This is a genomic window from Streptomyces sp. NPDC059454 (assembly GCF_042749965.1).
Taxonomy (GTDB): Bacteria; Actinomycetota; Actinomycetes; order Streptomycetales; family Streptomycetaceae; genus Streptomyces.
Genome location: NZ_JBHYVC010000014.1, coordinates 91938 through 109888 on the forward strand (window position 1 = coordinate 91938; position 17951 = coordinate 109888).

General features: G+C 74.3%; 13 protein-coding genes and 2 pseudogenes. 10 read left to right on the top strand and 5 right to left on the bottom strand.

The genetic code is table 11. The annotated features are described in order from the left end of the window. The first annotated feature begins 1 nt into the window (after position 1). On the top strand, positions 2–1561 hold the full coding sequence (locus ACFXAE_RS13105) for a DUF4139 domain-containing protein (RefSeq protein WP_384712522.1): 1560 nt from the start codon (positions 2–4) through the stop codon (positions 1559–1561). Between the two features lie 226 nt (positions 1562–1787). On the opposite strand, the pseudogene ACFXAE_RS13110 reads toward ACFXAE_RS13105, so the two are convergent. Continuing rightward, a pseudogene (locus tag ACFXAE_RS13110) lies at positions 1788–2485 on the bottom strand (MFS transporter); the annotation flags it as partial. 280 nt (positions 2486–2765) lie between these two features. Here ACFXAE_RS13110 and ACFXAE_RS13115 point away from each other — a divergent pair. The 8 genes and pseudogenes from ACFXAE_RS13115 (at position 2766) to ACFXAE_RS13150 (ending at position 9903) form a co-directional block, all read left to right on the top strand. Then, positions 2766–3650, top strand: coding sequence for a hypothetical protein (locus ACFXAE_RS13115; RefSeq protein WP_384712525.1), 885 nt, complete (start codon positions 2766–2768; stop codon positions 3648–3650). Positions 3651–3794: 144 nt separating this feature from the next. Then, positions 3795–4271 (top strand): alpha/beta fold hydrolase, encoded by a 477-nt coding sequence (locus ACFXAE_RS13120; RefSeq protein ID WP_384712528.1) that lies wholly within the window; start codon positions 3795–3797, stop codon positions 4269–4271. Positions 4272–4433: 162 nt separating this feature from the next. Further along, positions 4434–5351: a diiron oxygenase gene (locus ACFXAE_RS13125; RefSeq protein WP_384712531.1), complete on the top strand. Its 918-nt coding sequence runs from the start codon at positions 4434–4436 to the stop codon at positions 5349–5351. A 47-nt stretch (positions 5352–5398) separates the two neighbouring features. Next, entirely contained in the window at positions 5399–6931 is a 1533-nt protein-coding gene (locus ACFXAE_RS13130) for an FAD-dependent oxidoreductase (RefSeq protein ID WP_384712534.1), read from the top strand. Positions 6932–7428: 497 nt separating this feature from the next. Beyond that, positions 7429–8520 (top strand): DUF475 domain-containing protein, encoded by a 1092-nt coding sequence (locus ACFXAE_RS13135; RefSeq protein WP_384712537.1) that lies wholly within the window; start codon positions 7429–7431, stop codon positions 8518–8520. A gap of 356 nt (positions 8521–8876) precedes the next feature. Continuing rightward, positions 8877–9146: pseudogene (locus ACFXAE_RS13140) on the top strand (alkene reductase); the annotation flags it as partial. A gap of 53 nt (positions 9147–9199) precedes the next feature. Continuing rightward, complete coding sequence (locus tag ACFXAE_RS13145) at positions 9200–9709, top strand: hypothetical protein (protein WP_384712540.1); 510 nt, start codon at positions 9200–9202, stop codon at positions 9707–9709. A 53-nt stretch (positions 9710–9762) separates the two neighbouring features. Continuing rightward, positions 9763–9903 (top strand): hypothetical protein, encoded by a 141-nt coding sequence (locus tag ACFXAE_RS13150; protein WP_384712543.1) that lies wholly within the window; start codon positions 9763–9765, stop codon positions 9901–9903. A 114-nt stretch (positions 9904–10017) separates the two neighbouring features. On the opposite strand, the gene ACFXAE_RS13155 is transcribed toward ACFXAE_RS13150, so the two are convergent. Then, positions 10018–10998, bottom strand: coding sequence for a TIGR01777 family oxidoreductase (locus tag ACFXAE_RS13155; RefSeq protein WP_384712546.1), 981 nt, complete (start codon positions 10996–10998; stop codon positions 10018–10020). Between the two features lie 138 nt (positions 10999–11136). Here ACFXAE_RS13155 and ACFXAE_RS13160 point away from each other — a divergent pair, with 138 nt between their 5' ends. After that, the gene (locus tag ACFXAE_RS13160) at positions 11137–11469 is read left to right on the top strand and encodes an NADP-dependent oxidoreductase (RefSeq protein WP_384712549.1); all 333 of its coding nucleotides are present in this window, start codon (positions 11137–11139) and stop codon (positions 11467–11469) included. An 18-nt stretch (positions 11470–11487) separates the two neighbouring features. Here ACFXAE_RS13160 and ACFXAE_RS13165 read toward each other — a convergent pair whose 3' ends face one another. From ACFXAE_RS13165 to ACFXAE_RS13175, 3 genes are read right to left on the bottom strand one after another with little or no spacing between them, the layout of a single operon-like run. Next, on the bottom strand, positions 11488–13227 hold the full coding sequence (locus tag ACFXAE_RS13165; RefSeq protein ID WP_384712552.1) for a hypothetical protein: 1740 nt from the start codon (positions 13225–13227) through the stop codon (positions 11488–11490). Further along, positions 13224–16745, bottom strand: coding sequence for a DUF5682 family protein (locus ACFXAE_RS13170; protein WP_384712555.1), 3522 nt, complete (start codon positions 16743–16745; stop codon positions 13224–13226). The genes ACFXAE_RS13165 and ACFXAE_RS13170 overlap by 4 nt, the downstream gene beginning before the upstream one ends. 5 nt (positions 16746–16750) lie before the next feature. Next, on the bottom strand, positions 16751–17920 hold the full coding sequence (locus tag ACFXAE_RS13175) for an AAA family ATPase (protein WP_384712622.1): 1170 nt from the start codon (positions 17918–17920) through the stop codon (positions 16751–16753). Between the last annotated feature and the right edge of the window lie 31 nt (positions 17921–17951).

Genomic DNA, 17951 nt, shown 5'->3' on the forward strand with positions numbered 1-17951 from the left:
CATGTCTACGCCATCGGAGCTCATCCCCCTCCCCGTCACCGCCGTCACCTGTACGGAGGACCGTGCTCACGTCGAGCGTGCGATCGTGCTCGATCTGCGGGGCGGCACACAGCGACTGCGTCTCGGACCGGTCAGCGCGCTGGCCGTCGACCGCACCCTCCATGCCGAGTTGACCGCCGACCGCCCGGCGACCGTGCTCGATGCGCGGATCGTCCGTAGCTGGACGCCGCGCGGGCCGGGGCCCACCGACGACGACTCCGCGCTGCGCCGGCGTGTGACAGCCCTGGAGGAGGAGCGGACGACCCTGGAACAGCGGCGTGACCGGCTGCGCACCCGCCTCGATCTGCTCGGCCGTCTCGCCACGGATCTCCTGCGGGAGATCGGCGAGGGCGCCGGCTTCGGGGAGGCGGAACGGGACCGCTGGGCCCGGGAACTGGACCGGGTGGACGGCGAACGCGACTGCCACGGCGAGCGACTGCGCGCGGTGGAGGCCGAATTGGCCGGCGTGGCCGCCGAACTCTCCGAGGCCCAGCGGGCCATGCAGCTCTCCGAGACGGAACCCGCCGAGCTGGTCGGTCACATCGAGCTGACCGTGCATGCCTCGGCCGCCGGGCAGGCCGGGCTGCGGCTGAGCCATCTCACGCCGTGCGCGGTGTGGCGGCCCGCCTACCGGGCGGCGCTCGACGGGGACTCCCTCACGCTGGACACGGACGCGATCGTCTGGCAGCGCACCGGCGAGGACTGGTCGGACATACGGCTGACCCTGTCGACGGCCCGCTCCGCGGGGGCCGCGGAACCGCCCCGGCTCAGCGAGGACCGGCTGACGCTCGAGGACCGCTCCACCGCGGAGCGCCGCACCGTCCACGTCGACCTGCGCGAGGAGGAGATCACGGACCTCGGTCCCGCCCCCGTGCTGGGGCTGCCGGGCGTGGACGACGGCGGGGAGGTGCGCGTGCTCCACTCCCCCGCACCGGTCTCCGTGCCCGCGGACGGCCGCGCCCACCGTGTGCCGCTCTCCTCCTTCACCTCGCCGGCGAGAAGTGAGTACGCCTGCTCGCCCGAGCTGTCGCCCCTGGTCGGCCAGGTGGTGCGGTGCGACAACCTGTCCGGCCACGCCCTGCTCGCCGGTCCGGTCGACCTGATCCGCGGCAGTGGATTCAGCGGGCGCGGCACCCTGGGCTTCACCGCCCCCGGCGCCCTCGTCGAGCTCGCCTTCGGCAGCCGGGACGACCACCGGGTGCTGCGGCACACCGAGGAGACCCGCGAGACCGCCGGAATCACCCAGCGGACCGTCCTCACCCGAACCGTCCGCCTGCACCTCTCCAGGTTCTCCGCCCCCGGCGAGCACGACGACAGGACGGTCGTCGTCCGGGAGCGCGTCCCGGTCTCCGAGGTCTCGGCGGTGGAGGTACGCCTGCGCCGGGACGACTGCTCTCCCGCGCCCGACGCGATCGACGCGGACGGCATCGTCCGCTGGAACGTCCCGCTGGCCCCGGGCGGCCGGCGCACGGTCACCCTCGTCTACGAAGTCTCGGCGAGCGGCAAGGTCACCGGCCTGTGACCCCGGCGGGGGAACCACTGTCGCGTCCTCGGTCCGCCGCCGTCCGGCAGGGGCGGAAGAACGCGCGCGATTCCTCCGCGTACGCCTCGGGTTCGCCGAGCGGTGCGAAGTGCCCGCCGCGCGGGGGTCCGCTCATGTGGACGAGGTCCGCCGTGCGTTCCGGCCACGCCCGCGGCGGGCGGACGATGTCACCGCAAAAGGGTGAGAACCCGGACGGCGCCTCGACCCGGGCGGTGATCTCCACCGGGTTCGCGGCCTCGGTGATGTGGACGTTGCCCTCCTCCAGCTTCAGATAGGCCGGTGTGTCGTCCAGCTTCAGCCGCAGGTAGCTGCCGACGATGCCCAGCGGCCCGGCGAGCAGGAACGGGACGCGCCGGCCCCAGGTGTCCATCGTGTCGGTGCCGAGCCAGGCGGTGAGCACCGTCACCAGGGCCGCCGCGCCGGTGTACCCGGCCGGCGTGCCCAGTTCCAGGAAGCTGCCGAAGCAGCCGCGCCGTTTGTCCGGGGCGTACTCCGCGATGAAGGTGGAGGCACCGCCGTACTCGTCGCCGGTGGAGAATCCCTGCAGCAACCGGAAGAGGATCAGCAGCAACGGTGACCAGAAGCCGACGGCCGCGTACGTCGGGAGCATGCCGATCGCGGCGGTGCCGATCGCCATCAGGAGCATCGTCAGCGCGAGCACCTTCTTGCGGCCGGCCTTGTCGCCCATCGGCCCGAAGACCATGCCGCCGAGCGGGCGCACCAGGAAGGCGACGGCGAAGGTGGCGAAGGACGACAGCAACTGCGCGGTGTCGCTCCCGGAGGGAAGAAGACGCGGCCGATGGTGCCGGCCGGATACGCGTGGACGCCGAAGTCGAACCACTCCATGGCGTTGCCGAACGAGGCGGCCTTCACCGCACGCCTGACCGCCCGCTCGTCCGTCACCGTGATGTCCGACCGGCGCAGGGGCGGGTTCCGCCGGCGCCTGACGGCACGGAACAGCGCGGGGTGGCGCCCGACCGCCGCGGAAGGGGGCGTGGGCTCGGAGCCGCTTCTTCCCGGCGGCTCCCCGGATACTCGGGTGCGATGCGGGGCCCGTTCTCACCCATGTGCCTCCGCTGCGCTGGTCACCCGGGCGAACCGGTGATGCGGTGGGAGGACAAGGGCGGAAAGCGCCCGGGGCAGGTCGGCGCCGGGGCGCTCGTCCCATCCTCAGGAGGCACTCGTGACCACCCCTCGCCCGATCGTCTGCTCGTCCCGTGTCCTGGCCGCCGTACTGGCCACCGGGACACTGCTCACCACGGCGGCCTGTTCCAGCACGGACAACAGTGGGTCGGCCGGGTCGGAGACCGCCGCCGCGGCCGTCGAGCGGGCCCTCGCAGCGCAGACCGAGTCACCGACGTCCACGCCGACGTCCCCGTCTCCCACGTCCCCGTCGCCGACCTCGTCACCCGCCTCGGAGCTCAGCGCGACCGGCGCGCGGAACGCGCTGATCACCGAGGCGGATCTCGAGGGCGACTGGACGCAGGTCGAGAACCCGCGGGACTGGCGGGACTCCCTGCTCGTCGGACAGGTCGATGTGGCCGCGTTCCTCGAGGGGAAGAGCGACGCCTCGGAGTGCCAGAGGCTGATCGACTCGCTGTACGACGAGACCCTGTTGGGCCGCCCCTCCGGGGCATCGGCGCTCAACGGGTTCCAGGAGGGTGACTCCCGGCTGCTCCACCAGGTCGCCGCCTATCAGAAGGCCGACCTCGACAAGTCGATGAAGTGGCTGCGGTCGCTTCCCGACGCCTGCGACCGGTTCACTCTGACCGGCGGTGACACCGGTGAGCGCACCGTCCAGGTCACCGCGATGTCCCTGCCCGAGGAGGGCGACGCGCGGCAGGGACTGACCGTGACGGTGAAGGGCGAGAGCGGGGGTGAGCCCGTGACCCTCACCCTGGACGTGGCCGCCGTCCGGATCGGCGCGAACGCGATCACGGTCACCAACGGCGGACTCGACGGCGCCGACCACGACAGCACCGCGGCGGCCGTCGAGCAGGGAACGCAGCGACTGCGGGAGGTCCTCGCCGGCCGTACACCGCAGCCCACTCCCAGCGGGGTCGAGTGAATGCGGGACCGCAGCTGAGACCGGGCAGGCGGAGATGACCGCGGGGGCGGCCCGTCCGCTCGCCCGGACCATCCGACGGTGCTGGGCCGGTCGGCCGCGTGCGGTGTCGTCGCAGCAGTCGTTCCCCTCGCGGAAAGTGTGGTCATGGAGCGAATACGGCACGCCGCCCGGCGGTCACTCCCTCTGGCCGTCCTCGTCCCCGCCGCGGCCCTGACGGCCGCCGGCCCGTCCCCGGCGTCCGAGAACGGCGGGAGCTCCGGCGAGGGTGCCAAGCCGACGGTCGTACTGGTGCACGGCGCCTGGGCGGACGACTCGGGCGGGAAGGAGGTCATCAGGAGTCTGCGGGCGGAGGGCCATCCGGTGGTCGCCACCGCGAACCCACTACGCGGCCTCACCGGCGATTCCGCCTACCTCGCCGCCCGGCTGAAGACGATCGAGGGTCCGGTCGTCCTCGCCGGCCACTCCTACGGCGGTGCCGTCATCACCAACGCGGCGGCGCACGACGCGCGTCCCGGCCTCGCCGCGACGGGCGCGGCCGACCGGGCCGCGGTCCTCGGCGGCGCGGCGGCCCTGCCCGTCGCCGGCGGTACGGCCCTCGTGGTCCGCTCCCGCCGCGCCTGACCGCAGGCCGGTGCGGGCCGGGCCGTGTCGAGCGGTACCTCCGTGGCGGCCCTTCGCTACTCGGGGGTAGGAACACGGCTCCTCTTGCTATACAGTTCGTCAGCAAGACGGGATCGTTACCCGTGGTAATAGCGCCCGGACTCGATTCGAGGAGCCCTCAGCATGGCCATCCACACCTCCTCGTCGGAGGCCGCCGGGAACCGGCCCTCCGACGACGGCACAGCCCGGCGACTGCTGGACTCGTCCGCTCGGCTCTCCTACGACCCGCTCACCGAGGTCGACTGGGACACGCCGCTCGACACGAGCTTCCACGGCGCCAGCCCGGAGTGGAGCACGCTCTACGGGACGGCGTACTGGGACGAGCTGACCGACGCGCAGCGCAAGGCGCTGACGCGCCAGGAGGCGGCGTCCGTCGCCAGTACCGGCATCTGGTTCGAGATGATCCTGCAGCAGATGGTGCTGCGGGACATCTATGCCAAGGACCCGACGGACGACACCGTCCAGTGGGCGCTCACCGAGATCGCCGACGAGTGCCGGCACTCGATCATGTTCGCTCGCGGGGCGAAGAAGCTCGGGGCGCCGGCCTACCGACCGCACCGGTTCGCGCTCGAACTCGGCCGGTTCTTCAAGACCGTCGCCTTCGGCGAGGCCGCGTACGCGGCGATCCTGGTCGCCGAGGAAGTCCTCGACGTCATGCAGCGCGACTGGATGCGCGACGAGCGGGTCGTGCCCTTCGTCCGCACCATCAACAACATCCATGTCGTCGAGGAGTCCCGGCACATGAAGTTCGCCCGCGACGAGACACGCAAGCACCTCGCGCGTGCCGGACGGCTGCGCCGCCGGATCCACGCCCTGCTGATCGCCGTCGCGGCCTACGTCATCGTCACCAGCATGGTGAACCGGAAGGTCTACGCGAACGCCGGCCTGGACGAGGCACGTGCCCTCCGCGAGGCGAAGGCCAACGAGCACCACAAGTCGATGATGCGGGCGAGCTGTTCGGGCCTGATGGAGTTCCTGGCCTCGGTGGGGCTGCTCACCCGGCCCGCGCTCTTCTTCTACCAGCGCGCCCACCTCATCTGACGACCCGCACCCCTGCACCTGCCCGGCCCTCGGCGGAGTGGACGACCATGGCCTTCGCGATCACCCAGACCTGCTGCAACGACGCCACCTGTGTGTCCGTCTGCCCGGTCAACTGCATTCACCCCACGCCCGAGGAACGGGCCTTCGGCAGCACGGAGATGCTGCACATCGACCCGAAGAGCTGCATCGACTGCGGCGCCTGCGCCGACGCCTGCCCGGTGGACGCCGTCCTCCCGCTCGACCGGCTGACCGGCGGACAGCGGGAGTACGCGCGGATCAACGCGGCCTACTTCGAGCAGGACGGGACGAAGCCCTCCGGGGAAGAGGGGACACCGGCGCGTCCGGGCCCGAACTTCCACGCCTGGGGCGAGCCGTCCTTCGACCGGGTGCTGCCCTCGGACTTCGGGCCGCTGCGGGTCGCGATCGTCGGCACCGGCCCGGCCGGCATGTACGCCGCCAAGGACCTGCTGCTGCACACCCGGGCCGAGGTGACGCTCGTCGACCGGCTTCCGGTCGCCGGCGGGCTCGTCCGGTACGGCGTGGCACCGGACCACCCGGCCACCAAGAAGGTGGGCGAGACCTTCGCCCGTTTCCTCACCCATCCGCGCGCGCGGACCTACCTGGACCTCGACGTGGGCACCCACGTCACCGCGGAGGAACTCGCCGCCCACCACGACGCGGTGATCTACGCGGTGGGCGCCGCCACGGACCGGCGGCTGGGCATTCCGGGCGAGGACCGGCCGGGCGTCGTCTCCGCGACCACCTTCGTCGCCTGGTACAACGCACATCCGGAGGTCGCCGCGGACGCCGTCGACCTGTCGTCCGAGCGGGTCGTCGTGGTCGGCAACGGCAACGTCGCCCTCGACGTCGCCCGGATCCTGGTCTCCGACCCGGAGACGCTGGCCGGCACCGGGATCGCCGGCCACGCGCTGGCGGAACTGCGCCGCGGCAAGGTGCGCGAGGTCGTACTGCTCGGGCGCCGCGGACCGGAGCACGCGGCGTACACCCGGCCCGAGTTGCTCGCCCTGAAGCACCTTCCCGGGGTGGACCTGCTCATCGACGACCACGATCCGCGCATCGGTGCGGCGATCGATGCCGCCGGTCCGCGGGACAAGGCGGCGGTGCTGCGGGGTACGGCACGGGAGGCCGTCGACTGGTCCCTGCCGCCGGGTACGGCAGGACGGCGGCGCATCGTGTTCCGCTTCCTCTCCTCCCCTGTGGCGGTGTGCGGGGGCGAGGACACGCGTGCCGTGCGGGTCACCGGCGGCACCTCCGAGCCGGAGATCCCCGCCGGTCTGGTGCTGAGGGCGGTCGGCTACCGCGGGGCGGCCCAGGCGGGGCTGCCGTTCGACGAGGCCACCGGTACCGTGCCGCACGAGCGCGGCCGGGTGACCGGCAGGCCCGGCACGTACGTCGTCGGCTGGATCAAGCGCGGGCCCTCGGGAGGCATCGGCGCCAACCGCGCCTGCGCGGCCGAGACCGTCGGCTCCCTGCTGGCCGACGCGGTGGCGGGCACACTGCCCGCACCGGCCGGCGGGCCGAAGGCGTTCCGCCGCCTCGTACGCCGTCGGCGCCGCTGACTCCCGCACGGCGTGGTCACTCCACGAGGTCCGCGTCCTGTTCACGGGCGTCGGCCCGGTCGTCGGGGACGGCGTGGACCGCGCGTTGCGGACAGGGCCGCTGCGCGGGAAGGCCGAGGGGCGACGCAACGGGTCGTCCGGGCAGCGCAGCCGGGCGGCTGCTCACGGACATTCCCAGGCGTTGTCGCAGGTAGGCCCACCCGGTTCAGGGATCACCCGTTCCGGTGGCCAGTCACACCGCAGGCGCCCCGGGCGTCACTCGAGGGTGTTCATCCCGTCGCAGCTCGTCCTGGACGTCGCGCGGTGAGCGTCACGACGGCGCACCCGTGCGCCCGGTCCACGGCGGGCCGGGCGACGAGCGGTCACCGAAGGACGACGCCCGGAGCGGTGTCGTCCGTGTCCTTCGCGACACCGGCGTAGTAGACATCCGTGAGAGGGGCACTGGAACGGGGCCCGTCGTCCGGCGACGAGCGCGAGGAGAGAGAAGGGAGTGCCGTGTGCTGCTGAAGACGTTCCGCTGGTCCTTCGCCGTCACGGGCCTCGGCCTGGTCGCCGGAGTGCTGTACGACGGCTGGACGGCGCTGGGACTGGTCGCCGTCCTCGCCGTTCTGGAAGTGTCGCTGTCCTTCGACAACGCGGTGATCAACGCCGGCATCCTCAAGAAGCTCAACGCCTTCTGGCAGAAGATCTTCCTCACCATCGGCATCCTGATCGCCGTCTTCGGCATGCGGCTGCTCTTCCCCGTCGTCATCGTCGCCGTCAGCGCCCGGCTCACACCGCCCCAGGCCGTCCGGCTCGCGCTCACCGACAAGGACCGTTACCAGGAACTCGTCACCGACGCGCACCCGTCGATCGCCGCGTTCGGCGGGATGTTCCTGTTGATGATCTTCCTCGACTTCGTCCTCGACGACCGCGAGATCAAGTGGCTCGGCCCGGTCGAACGGCCGCTGGCCAGGCTCGGCAGGATCGACATGCTGTCGGTCTGCGTCGCCCTCGGGGTCCTCCTCGTCACCTCCATGACGTTCGCCGCCCATGCCCACCAGCACGGCGGCGGTCATGCCGACAAGGCCCAGACGGTTCTCGTCTCGGGCATCGCGGGCCTGATCACCTACTTGATCGTGGGCGGGCTCTCCGGCTTCTTCGAGAGCAGGCTGGCCGACGCGGAAGCCCGGGAGCACGCCGGGCGGCGGTCCGAGGACGCCGGGGCGGGGCGCCCGGCGGTCGCCCTGGCGGGCAGAGCCGCCTTCTTCACCTTTCTCTACCTGGAGGTCCTGGACGCGTCCTTCTCCTTCGACGGCGTCATCGGCGCCTTCGCCATCACCAACGACATCGTCCTGATGGCCCTGGGACTGGGCATCGGCGCCATGTACGTCAGGTCCCTCACGGTCTACCTGGTCCGCCAGGGCACCCTCGACGACTACGTCTACCTCGAACACGGCGCCCACTACGCGATCGGCGCGCTCGCCCTCATCCTTCTCGTCAGCATCCGGTACCAGGTCAACGACATCGTCACCGGCCTCATCGGCGTCGCGCTCATCAGCGCGTCGTTCTGCTCCTCCGTCCGCCACAACCGCGCCGCACGCCGGTGAACTCCTCTCCCGGGTGTCCGGACCGCACGGAACGACGGTGACGTCACCTTCGCCGGACCCGACGCGCTGCCCTCCTCCAGCAGACTGCGCGCGAAGATCCGCGCCGTGGGGCCGTATCCGTCGTGGAGTGCGGGGAACCGATCCGTACCGCGTACGGGTCGGAACAGTCGTGGAGAAGACGGACGGTGGAGGGGGTCGTCAGATCCTCGGGGGACGACGGGCCGGGGGTGGACACCGGGCAGGGCGTGGCCTGGATCAGGGGGTGCGGCAAGCCGCGCCCGGCGGGGATGCCCCTGTCCGGGACCCGTCACCATGCGCAGCCGGTGCGAGAGGGCAGCGGCAGCGAAGCCGAGCGGTTGGAGATCCTGCGCCGGGCCTGGCCGGGGCCCTCGTCATGAATCCCGTGATGCCGATGGGGCCGAAGCAGACGGGACGGGGCGAAGCCGGCCACCGGCTCGGGCCGGGGGCCGGCCTCATCAGCTTCGGCCGGGCCTTCATCGCCAACCCCGACCTGGTCGAGCGGCTGCGTACCGGCCTCCCGGTGGCGCCCGTCGACGAGGCCACCTACGGCCGGGGAGGCGGCGCGGGTCACCTGAACGTACCCGGCCTACGGCCACACGGCCTGACGCCCGGACGGCCGGGCCACATCGAACCGCCCGGGCACGGGCAGACTCGAACCATGTCCATCGACGCGACGGATCCGCCCGGAGTGCAGGTGTGCTCCCTGAAACGGGACACTCCGCAGTCGGTCCCGGCCGACAGCCCCTACACGGTCGTACGGTTCCCGTTCGGGTCCGCGGAGTCCACCGACCGGTTCTCCATGCATCAGGTGAACCAGCCGGACGGGTACGTGGTCACGGACTGGGACTCGGACGACCGGTCCGGGCTGATATGGCCCAGCACGGCCGGCTGGGGCGTCCTGTACGCGATGGTCCAGTGGGAGGCCGGGAATTACGGCGAGCTGCGGGACCAGTTCGTCCGGGATCCGCTCGGCCTCACTCCGGCGCCCCACGACACCACGGCGACGGAGCACCGGCCGCCGAGTCCCGGCATGCAGTGCTGGACGAAGCACTGGGGAGTCTTCGTCGACCCGGCCGTCCCGCTCGCCGTGCGGGTCACCCATGACGACGGCGTGGCGCGGAACATCGTCCTGGCAGAGTTCAAGCTCGTCGTCCACCGGGCCGCCTGACGGCCCCCCGCCCCGGCGGTCCACGGTCCTGAGCTGTTCAGGGACTGCGGGCAGTGCGGGCGGATCTCGTCGACGTCCGGCACGAACGCCGGCAGGGGCGCCGGCCGTCCTGTGTCATCGCGTCGGAGAAGGACGCCTCGGTGGGATACACCCTCGGCAGGGTGGTCCCGCTGTTCGCCGACGCCTTGACGTGACGCGGGCGGGCGGCGAGCGCGGACATGCGGTGGTGCACGCCGATGTCGTGGAGGGGGACCACCGCCGTCCCCGGACCGTCCACCGCGTGCCCCGCCTGTGGCCCGGCCCCCAGGTCAGCGTGTCGAGGCGCGCGCCGGGCCGCTCGTGTCCCGTCGCCCGTCGCGTCGGCGCCGTGCCAGGTCACCGGCCGCCTCCGGCCATGCCGGGTACCCGAAGGCGAAGCCCGCCTCGAGCAGCCGGCCGGGGGTGACACGCCGGCTCTTGAGCAGCAGTTCCGTGTCCGAGCGCAGCACGAAGGCCCCCACTTCGGCCATCCAGCGCGCCGCGGGCAGGCCCACCGGCACACGCCATGCGGCGCGCAGGGCGCTCATGAACGCACGCTGCGGAAGGGGTTCGGGGGCGGCCAGGTTCACCGGGCCGGCGAGATCGTCCCGGTCGGCCAGGAACTCGACCGCGCGGACGAAGTCGTGGTCGTGGATCCACGACACGTACTGGGCGCCGCCCGCGACCGGGCCGCCGAGCCCGAGGCGGGCCATCCACGACAGGACGTCGAAGACGCCGCCCCGGTCGGGACTCATCACCATGGCGGTGCGCAGGGCCACCTTGCGGGTGTGCGGAGTGGCCGCCTGTTCCTGTTCCCGCTCCCAGGCCCTGGCGATGTCGACGCTGTAGGACCAGTAGCCCGGCACGGTGGCCTCCGCCCCGCCGATCACGCCGGTGTCCTCGTCGTTGGGCGCGTCGAAGCGGTGCGCGTAGACGGTGGCGGTGCTCATCTGGAGCCAGACCCGCGGAGGGTGCTCCGCGGCACCGATCGCCTCGCCCACGACACGGGTGGAGAACACCCGGGAGTCCATCATGGCCCGGAGACGGGCGGGGGTGTAGCGGCAGTTCACACTGCGGCCCGCCAGGTTGATCACGACATCACTGCCGTCGATCACCCCGGTCCACGGCCCCGCGGTCATGCCGTCCCAGTGAACCTCGCCGGGCCCCGCCGGCCGTCTGGTCAGCACCACCACCTCGTGCCCGACCGCGGTCAGCGCGCGCGTGAGGACGGTACCCACCTGCCCGGTCCCGCCGGGAATCACGATCTTCATTCCGGCCCTCCCGCTCCGTGTGAGGCAACACTACCTCAGAATTGAACGCGTTCAAAAGCTTCGGCGCCGGTCGCGGTACGCACACGGCGAGACGCCGGTGACCCGCTTGAACGCGGAGCCGAGGGCGCTTTCGGAGCCGTGGCCGGCGCGCTCGACCCGGGCTGGATCAGCACCCGTCCGCAGCGCCATGCCGACGACGCCACCATGCGGGCCCTGGGGGCGGTGGACGACGACGGCGACATCGTCGAGCAGCCCTCTCGCAGGACGCCCGCCCGAGGCGCGGCGACGCCCGTGCTGCCGGCGGCGTCTCCCCTCGTGGACTGCGTCACCGGACGCTCTTTCGAGGACAACCAGGAGGCGCCGACCGCCGCCGGCGGCGATGCGGAACACGTCGGCGGCGTCGCGGCCCACGCCCTCGGCCCGCAGGCCGCGGACCGCCTCCGGGAGTACGCCGCCGGCGCCCCGCGCTGACGGAGCACGCCGGTCGGCCTACGCACCGCGCGCCTCGGCCGAGGCGGCTCCCCAGGCGGCCGCGCACAGTGCCCGTTCGACCGCGTCGGTGTAGACGGCGGCGGCGAGCCAGGCCCGGGCGAAGTGGCCGGTGTCGGCCGGGAGCAGGCGGCCGAAGGTGTCGCGGGTGCGGTCCGCGGCGGCGGCGTGGAGGTCGTCGAGGAGGTCGCCCGCCGTGGCGAGGCCGAGACGGCGCAGCCGGGTGCCGTCGCCCGACCGGTCCCCGGCGAGGGCGAGGACACGGCGGCCTCCCGGCACCGCCTGGTGGACCCGGCGGCGCAGCAGGTGCAGCGGGGCCTCGTCCCCGGTGGGCATGACCTGCGCGGGTGGTGCGACCGCGCCGGTGGGCAGGTCCGCGTGCTGGAGGCGGTCCAGACCGAGGTCCACCCGGGTGCCGGGATCGGTGGGGTGCTCGGTGGCGAGCAGCAGGGCGCGGGGATACGGCCCCGGTGCCAGACGCGCGACGATCCGCAGTCGGCTGCCCCCGGCGGCGGCGAGCAGGCGGAGGTTGTCGCGGTACGGGAGCGCGGGATCGTCGTGGGCGGTGGCCAGCCGCAGGGGCAGGCCCGTGCAGTCGGCCAGCAGACAGTCGCCCGTCGCCTCCCGCGCCGTGCCCGCGAGGGTCACCTCCAGGAACAGCAGGTCCTGCCCGCCGTTCAGCGCCCGGGCCACTTGCTCGGCGGCGGGTACCGCCCACAACCGGTTCAGCGGCTCGGCGCGCCAGGCGGCGCCGGACGCGCGGACCGCCCGCACCCCCGCCCCCGCGCCGAGACGGCCCGTCGGGGAGACGGTGGCCCCGGACACGGCGAGCCCCGCGCGTGACAGTTCCCGATGGGTCAGGGCGGTGTCACCGATCCGTACGGCCCGGTCGGCGGCTCCGGTCGCCCGGGCGGGCCCGCCCGGTGCCACGTCCGACACCGTGCAGAGGCGTCCGTCGGCGTCGGCGGTCCAGGTGACCGCGCCCGCGTATCCGGTCGCGGTGAGAACGGGCTCGGAGAAGAGCCCGTACAGCCGCAGGGAGCCGTCCGGGCGGTACGGCTGCCGGACCGTGCCGCGCAGTTCGGTCAGGTCGGGGCCGGTGGCGTGCGGGAGGCGGTGGGCGATGCCCAGCACACCGGCCAGCGCGCCGGCGAGGTCGGTGAGGCGGTGCCCGGGGTCGGCGGAGCGGGCCGCGCGCACCCCGGTCACCACGGAGACCGCCGCGGCACCGGCCCGTGGGAGGCCGGCTAGGCGGGCGGTGTGCGCGGCGTGCAGGAGTTCCGCCTGGAGCACGGCGCCGGCACCGTCCGTGCCGGCCTCCAGGACGGCCGCGGCCGCGTCGAACACCGCTCGGGCCGCGGCGCGTTGTTCGGGGGTGGCGGCGTCGGGTTCCGTCGGTGCCGGCTCCCTCTCCTCCCGCGTTTCCGTGGCCTCGGCGGGGGCCGGACCCTCTTCGGCGACCGGTGCGGCCGAGGCCGCCGCCGCGCGGTGCAGGCAGTCGGGAGCCAGCAGACATCCGCAGCGGATCGCGTCCGCTGCGGTCACCGTCCCGCCGGGCGCCCGCAGGACGACGTCGGTCTCGTCGTCGACGGCGATCCGTATGGTGTCGCCCTCCCGGACGACCGGACGCGCCAGCAGCTTGGTCACGCCCGCGTCCAGCCGCTTGCGGAGCCGGGGCGAGAGCGCCGCGACGAGTCCGGCGGTGACGGACGGGACGACCGGAGGCAGGTCCGGGCTCATGTGATCTTCTCCCCTACCCAGCGGGCGAGTTCGAGCGGGCTGAGGGCGGCGACGGGCATACCGGCCGCGACCAGCTGACCGGCGACCCCCGTGGAGTAGCGGGGCCGGCCCGTGTCGTCGAGGCTCGCGCAGCCCAGGACGTGGCAGCCGGCCGATACCAGTGCGCGGACCTCGGCGAGCAGACCGCCGAGCGGGTAGCCCTCCTCGAAGTCGCTGACGACCACGACGAGGGTGCGCGACGGCACGGTGACGAGCTCGCGCGCGTGCCGCAGTCCCGCGGCGATGTGGGTGCCGCCGCCCACACTGACCTCCAGCAGCAGCGACAGCGGGTCGTCCACGTGCCCGGTGAGGTCGATGACCTCCGTGGAGAACGCCAGGAAGTGGGTGGAGAGGGTCGGCACCCCCGCCAGGACGGAGGCGGTCAGCGCGGCCCACACCGTGGACGCCTCCATGGACCCCGACACGTCCGTGACCAGGATGAGCCGCCAGTCGGCGGCCCGGCGTCCCCGGGTGCGGAACACCGGGTGCTCGGGGATCACCCGGACCGTGCCGTCCGGGGTGCGGCGCGCGGTCGCCAGGTTGGCCCGCAGGGTGCGGGCCAGGTCCAGGCCGCCGCCGGGCCGTCTGCTGGGGCGGGGCAGGGCGGTGCCGTGCAGGGCGGGGCGCAGGCGGGTGGCCAGTTGCCGGGTCAGCGCGTCGACCAGCCGCCGTACCAGCGGGCGCAGTGCGGCCAGCCGGGACTCGGGCAGTCCGCCCGCGTGCCGCAGGACGGTGCGCAGCAGGTCCACCGAGGGCCGCACGCTGTCCGCGTCCAGCTCGGCGAGGACGTCCCTGCGGCCCGACGCGGCGGCGGTTGCCAGCACTTCCTCCCGGATGCCGGGCCCGAACAGCGCGGCCAGTTCCTCGGACCACTCCCGCACCCCGGGATACGGCGCCTCCCGTCCACCACCGGTCCCCCGGCCCGTGAGGTCCCCCCGGCTGCCTTCGCCGCGTCCGCTGCCGTACAGCTCGTCCAGCGCGGTGGCGAGCGGTGACACGGACGGCGGCAGTCGGTCGGCGCGGCGGCCGAGGAGGAGGCGCCAGCGGTCGACGGGGGCGAGGACATGCTCCTCGGCGGTCGTCGGGGCACCGCTCTCCGAGTGCTCCGGCGCGCTCTCCGACGAGCCGCCGCCCGGTGCGGGCAGCAGGCCGAGGGACCGCAGGGTCCCGCGGGCCGCGAAGTCCGCTTCGGTCCAGGTGGCGAGCGTGGCCGGGGCGACGTCGTCCGTGTCGGCGACGTGGGTGCTGCCCAGACGTTCCTCGACGGCCGCGAGGAGGCGGTCGCGGGCCGCGGGGCTCAGGGTGTCGAAGCCGCCGCGCAGTGCGGGGAGCCGGTCGAGGAACGCCCGGTCGGGCAGCTCGGTCACCCGGGTGAGCAGCGGCTCCAGCGCGGGGGCCGCCGCCTCCAGCAGAGGGCCGGCGGCGGTCAGCAGTCCGCCGAGCCGGGCGGTGAGGGCGGCACGGGAGTCGGGGTCGGTGGCCCCGTCGACCCAGGAGGCCACGCGGTCGCCGAAGACCCGCGCTTCCTCGTGTCCGAGCAGGACGCGTACGGCCCCGGCGGCGCCGCGCATCAGCGGGGAGCCGTCGGCGGACAGGCGGCCCAGGGCGTCGGCGAGCCGGATGCCGCCCAGCAGGTCGGCCCGATGGGAGAGCTCGAGCAGGGCGTGGGCGTCGGCGGGGTCCTCGGACCCGGTCAGTCCTTCGACCTGCCGCACCGCCGCCGCCGTGAGCAGCTCCGCGGCGGCGGCACGGGGCTCACGGCCCGGCCCGGCGGGGAGCCCCGGGACATGACCGGCCCGCAACCGGTCGAGCAGGGCCAGCCCGGTGAGGAGTTCCGGCAGGGTACCGGCCTGGGGCAGGACGTCGGCGACGTCACCGAGCCGTTCGTCCGCGAGCCCGGTCAGGCCGCACTGCGCCGCCCGTTCGAGCCCTTCGAGGGCCTGAGCGGCGGTCGGCCCGCCCTCGTCGCACTCCTGGCGCCGCCGTTCGCGCAGGACTCCTTCGGCGGCCTGCGCGGGGGTGACCCCGCGCACGCCGGCCGCGGTCAGCACGGCCACCGTGGCGGGGGTCCAGCGCACTTCCCAGCGGGAGGTGAGGGCCTCGGCGCCGCCCGCGCCGACGACCTCCCTGGCCTCCCCGTAGGGCACGCCGCACACCGTCAGCCGGCGCAGCAGCAGTTCACGGCGCCGGTCGAGGTCGGACCGCAGCGGATCAAGACGCAGGTCCCGCGCGGGGCCGGGGCCGCCCGCCTCCGGGCCGGGCAGGCCGAGCCGGGCCAGTTCGGCCTCGACCGCGGGGACGAGTCCGCTGCGCGGTGCCCGCGGGGCGGGACGCCCGGTGCGCGTGCCGACGAGTACCCGCTCCATCGCCCGTGCCACGGCCCGGCCGCGCCCGTACGGCTCGCCCTGCGCGAGCACCGTCTGGACCGCTTCGACCAGTTCGCCGCGGCCCGCCGCGGGCAGGCCCCGCAGCCGGGCGAGGTCCGAGGCGAGCCGGCTGATCTCCCGGGCGTCGGCCGGCCCCGAGGGGTGGCCGAGGCTCCTCAGTTCGGCGCAGACGCGCACGGCCGTGCGGGTCAGCGCCTCCTCCAGCGCGGCCGGGTCGCCCGCCGCGCGCAGGACCATGTGCTGCCACTCCGGGTCCCGGATGCCCGCCGGGTAGCCGGACCGCTCGTCGAGGAGGGCGTAGGTGTACGGGATCAACGAGGTGTTCCACACGGGCCGTCGGGCGTCCGCGGCCCTCGCCTCCTCCTCCCCCGCGTCCTGTCGCAGCAGCGCCGGGGCATGGAAGGCGCCGACCACCACGGCGGCCCGCTCGCCCTGTGCGGTGGCCTCGGCCAGCCGGGCCCGCATCCAGCGTTCGCGCCGCAGGTCAAGCTCCGGTACGCCGCCCGAGGCGACCGCGTCCTCACGCAGGGCCCACCCGGTGAGCAGGGCGGCCCGGCGCAGGGCCTCGGGCGGGGAGCCGGGGGCGGTCGCCTCGACGAGCCGGTCCCAGAGGTCCTCCCCGGGGCGGCCCGTCAGCCGGGTCCGCAGCGCGGTGGCGAGACCGGGGCCGCCGGCCCGTGTCCCCGCTTCCCGGCGTCCTCCGGCCCAGGCCCGGTCGGCGAGCGGCAGGTCGCAGGCGACCACCGGTACGCCGTGCCGGACGGCCCAGCGCACGGCGGCCAGTTCGGGCGAGAAGTCGGCGAACGGGTAGAACGCCGGTCCCCCGTCGCCGCCCTCGCCCGGTGCGGCGGCGAGCGCCACCGGGGCCCGCGTCTCCTCGTGCCCCAGCCAGGGCAGCCACTGCTGCGTCTCCGCGGGCAGTTCGACGAGCAGCACCTCCGGCTTCGCCTCGTCCAGCAGCGCCGGCACGGCGGCGGCCAGGGAGGGCGCGTGGTGCCGTACGCCGACGAGGTAGGGCGCGGACGGGCCGGTGAGGGCGGCGAGCGCCTCGTCGGGCGGGACGGCCGGGGCGGCCCCGTGGGAGAGGGACACGGTCGTCAGCCCTCCAGGACCGTACGCAGGTCCCACAGGGTGCGCCAGGTGGCGGAGCCCTGCTCGGCACGGCGCCGGACGGGGCCGTCCCAGTAGCCGCGCAGCCGGGCGGCGTCGGCGGGGTCGTCCTTGCGGACCACGCCGAGCAGATGCCCGGGCAGCAGTCCGAGGACGTCGCGGTCGCCCGGGAAGTAGGCCGCCGCGAGGGCGAGCGCGCCGGCGACGGACACGGCCTCGGCGGTGCTCATCACCGTCGACGGGCGTTCCACCTCCCAGCCCTCCGCCGACCGGCCCTCGCGCAGGTCCCGGAACGCGGTGACCAGGGCCTCCAGCACGGCGTCGTCGACCTGGAACGGCGCCCCGGCGTGCTCCACGGACGCCCGCGCCTGGCCGCGCACCAGCGCGGTCTCCGCGTCGAGGTCGCCGATGGGGCCGACGGTCTCGAAGTTGAAGCGGCGCTTGAGGGCCGCGGACATCTCGGAGACGCCCTTGTCGCGGAGGTTGGCGGTGGCGATGAGGTTGAAGCCGGGTGCCGCGTGCGCCAGCGCGTCCTCGGTGCCGGCCAGTTCGGGCACGGCGATCCGCCGCTCGGAGAGCAACGACACCAGCGAGTCCTGCACTTCGGGCAGGCAGCGGGTGACCTCCTCGACGCGGGCGATCGCGCCCCGGGACATGGCGGTCAGGACGGGGGACGGTACGAGCGCCTGGCGGGTGGGGCCCTGTGCCAGCAGCAGCGCGTAGTTCCAGCCGTACTTGAGCTGGTCCTCGGTGGTGCCGGCGGTGCCCTGCACGACCAGGCCGCTGGTGCCGCACACGGCGGCGGAGAGCAGCTCCGACAGCATCGACTTGGCGGTGCCGGGCTCGCCGACGAGCAGCAGACCGCGCTCGCCGGCGAGGGTCACCACGCATCGCTCGACCAGTGCCCGGTCGCCGACGAACTTGTCCTCGATCACCAGGCGCCGCGGGACTCCGCCGGGCGCCTCGGCGCCGTCGGGCAGCTTCAGGGCCCGGCCCCCGCTGCCCATGACGAACGTGACGACCGCGCGCGGGCTGAGCCGCCAGGCGGGCGGGCGCGGCCCGTCGTCGTACGCGGCGAGGAAGGCGAGTTCGGTGGCGTACCGGTCCTCGGGCGGGACGATCTGGCGGGCCGGGGAGGGGGACGGGGTGGTGGTCATCGGCGCGGGTTCTTCCGGGTGCGGGTGGACG

Excerpts from the sequence above, each read along its gene's own strand:
- ACFXAE_RS13120 (WP_384712528.1), top strand. The coding sequence starts at position 3,795 with ATGGAGCGAATACGGCACGCCGCCCGGCGGTCACTCCCTCTGGCCGTC.
- ACFXAE_RS13175 (WP_384712622.1), bottom strand. The coding sequence starts at position 17,920 with ATGACCACCACCCCGTCCCCCTCCCCGGCCCGCCAGATCGTCCCGCCC.
- ACFXAE_RS13145 (WP_384712540.1), top strand. The coding sequence starts at position 9,200 with ATGTCCATCGACGCGACGGATCCGCCCGGAGTGCAGGTGTGCTCCCTG.
- ACFXAE_RS13165 (WP_384712552.1), bottom strand. The coding sequence starts at position 13,227 with ATGAGCCCGGACCTGCCTCCGGTCGTCCCGTCCGTCACCGCCGGACTC.
- ACFXAE_RS13125 (WP_384712531.1), top strand. The coding sequence starts at position 4,434 with ATGGCCATCCACACCTCCTCGTCGGAGGCCGCCGGGAACCGGCCCTCC.
- ACFXAE_RS13105 (WP_384712522.1), top strand. The coding sequence starts at position 2 with ATGTCTACGCCATCGGAGCTCATCCCCCTCCCCGTCACCGCCGTCACC.
- ACFXAE_RS13155 (WP_384712546.1), bottom strand. The coding sequence starts at position 10,998 with ATGAAGATCGTGATTCCCGGCGGGACCGGGCAGGTGGGTACCGTCCTC.
- ACFXAE_RS13130 (WP_384712534.1), top strand. The coding sequence starts at position 5,399 with ATGGCCTTCGCGATCACCCAGACCTGCTGCAACGACGCCACCTGTGTG.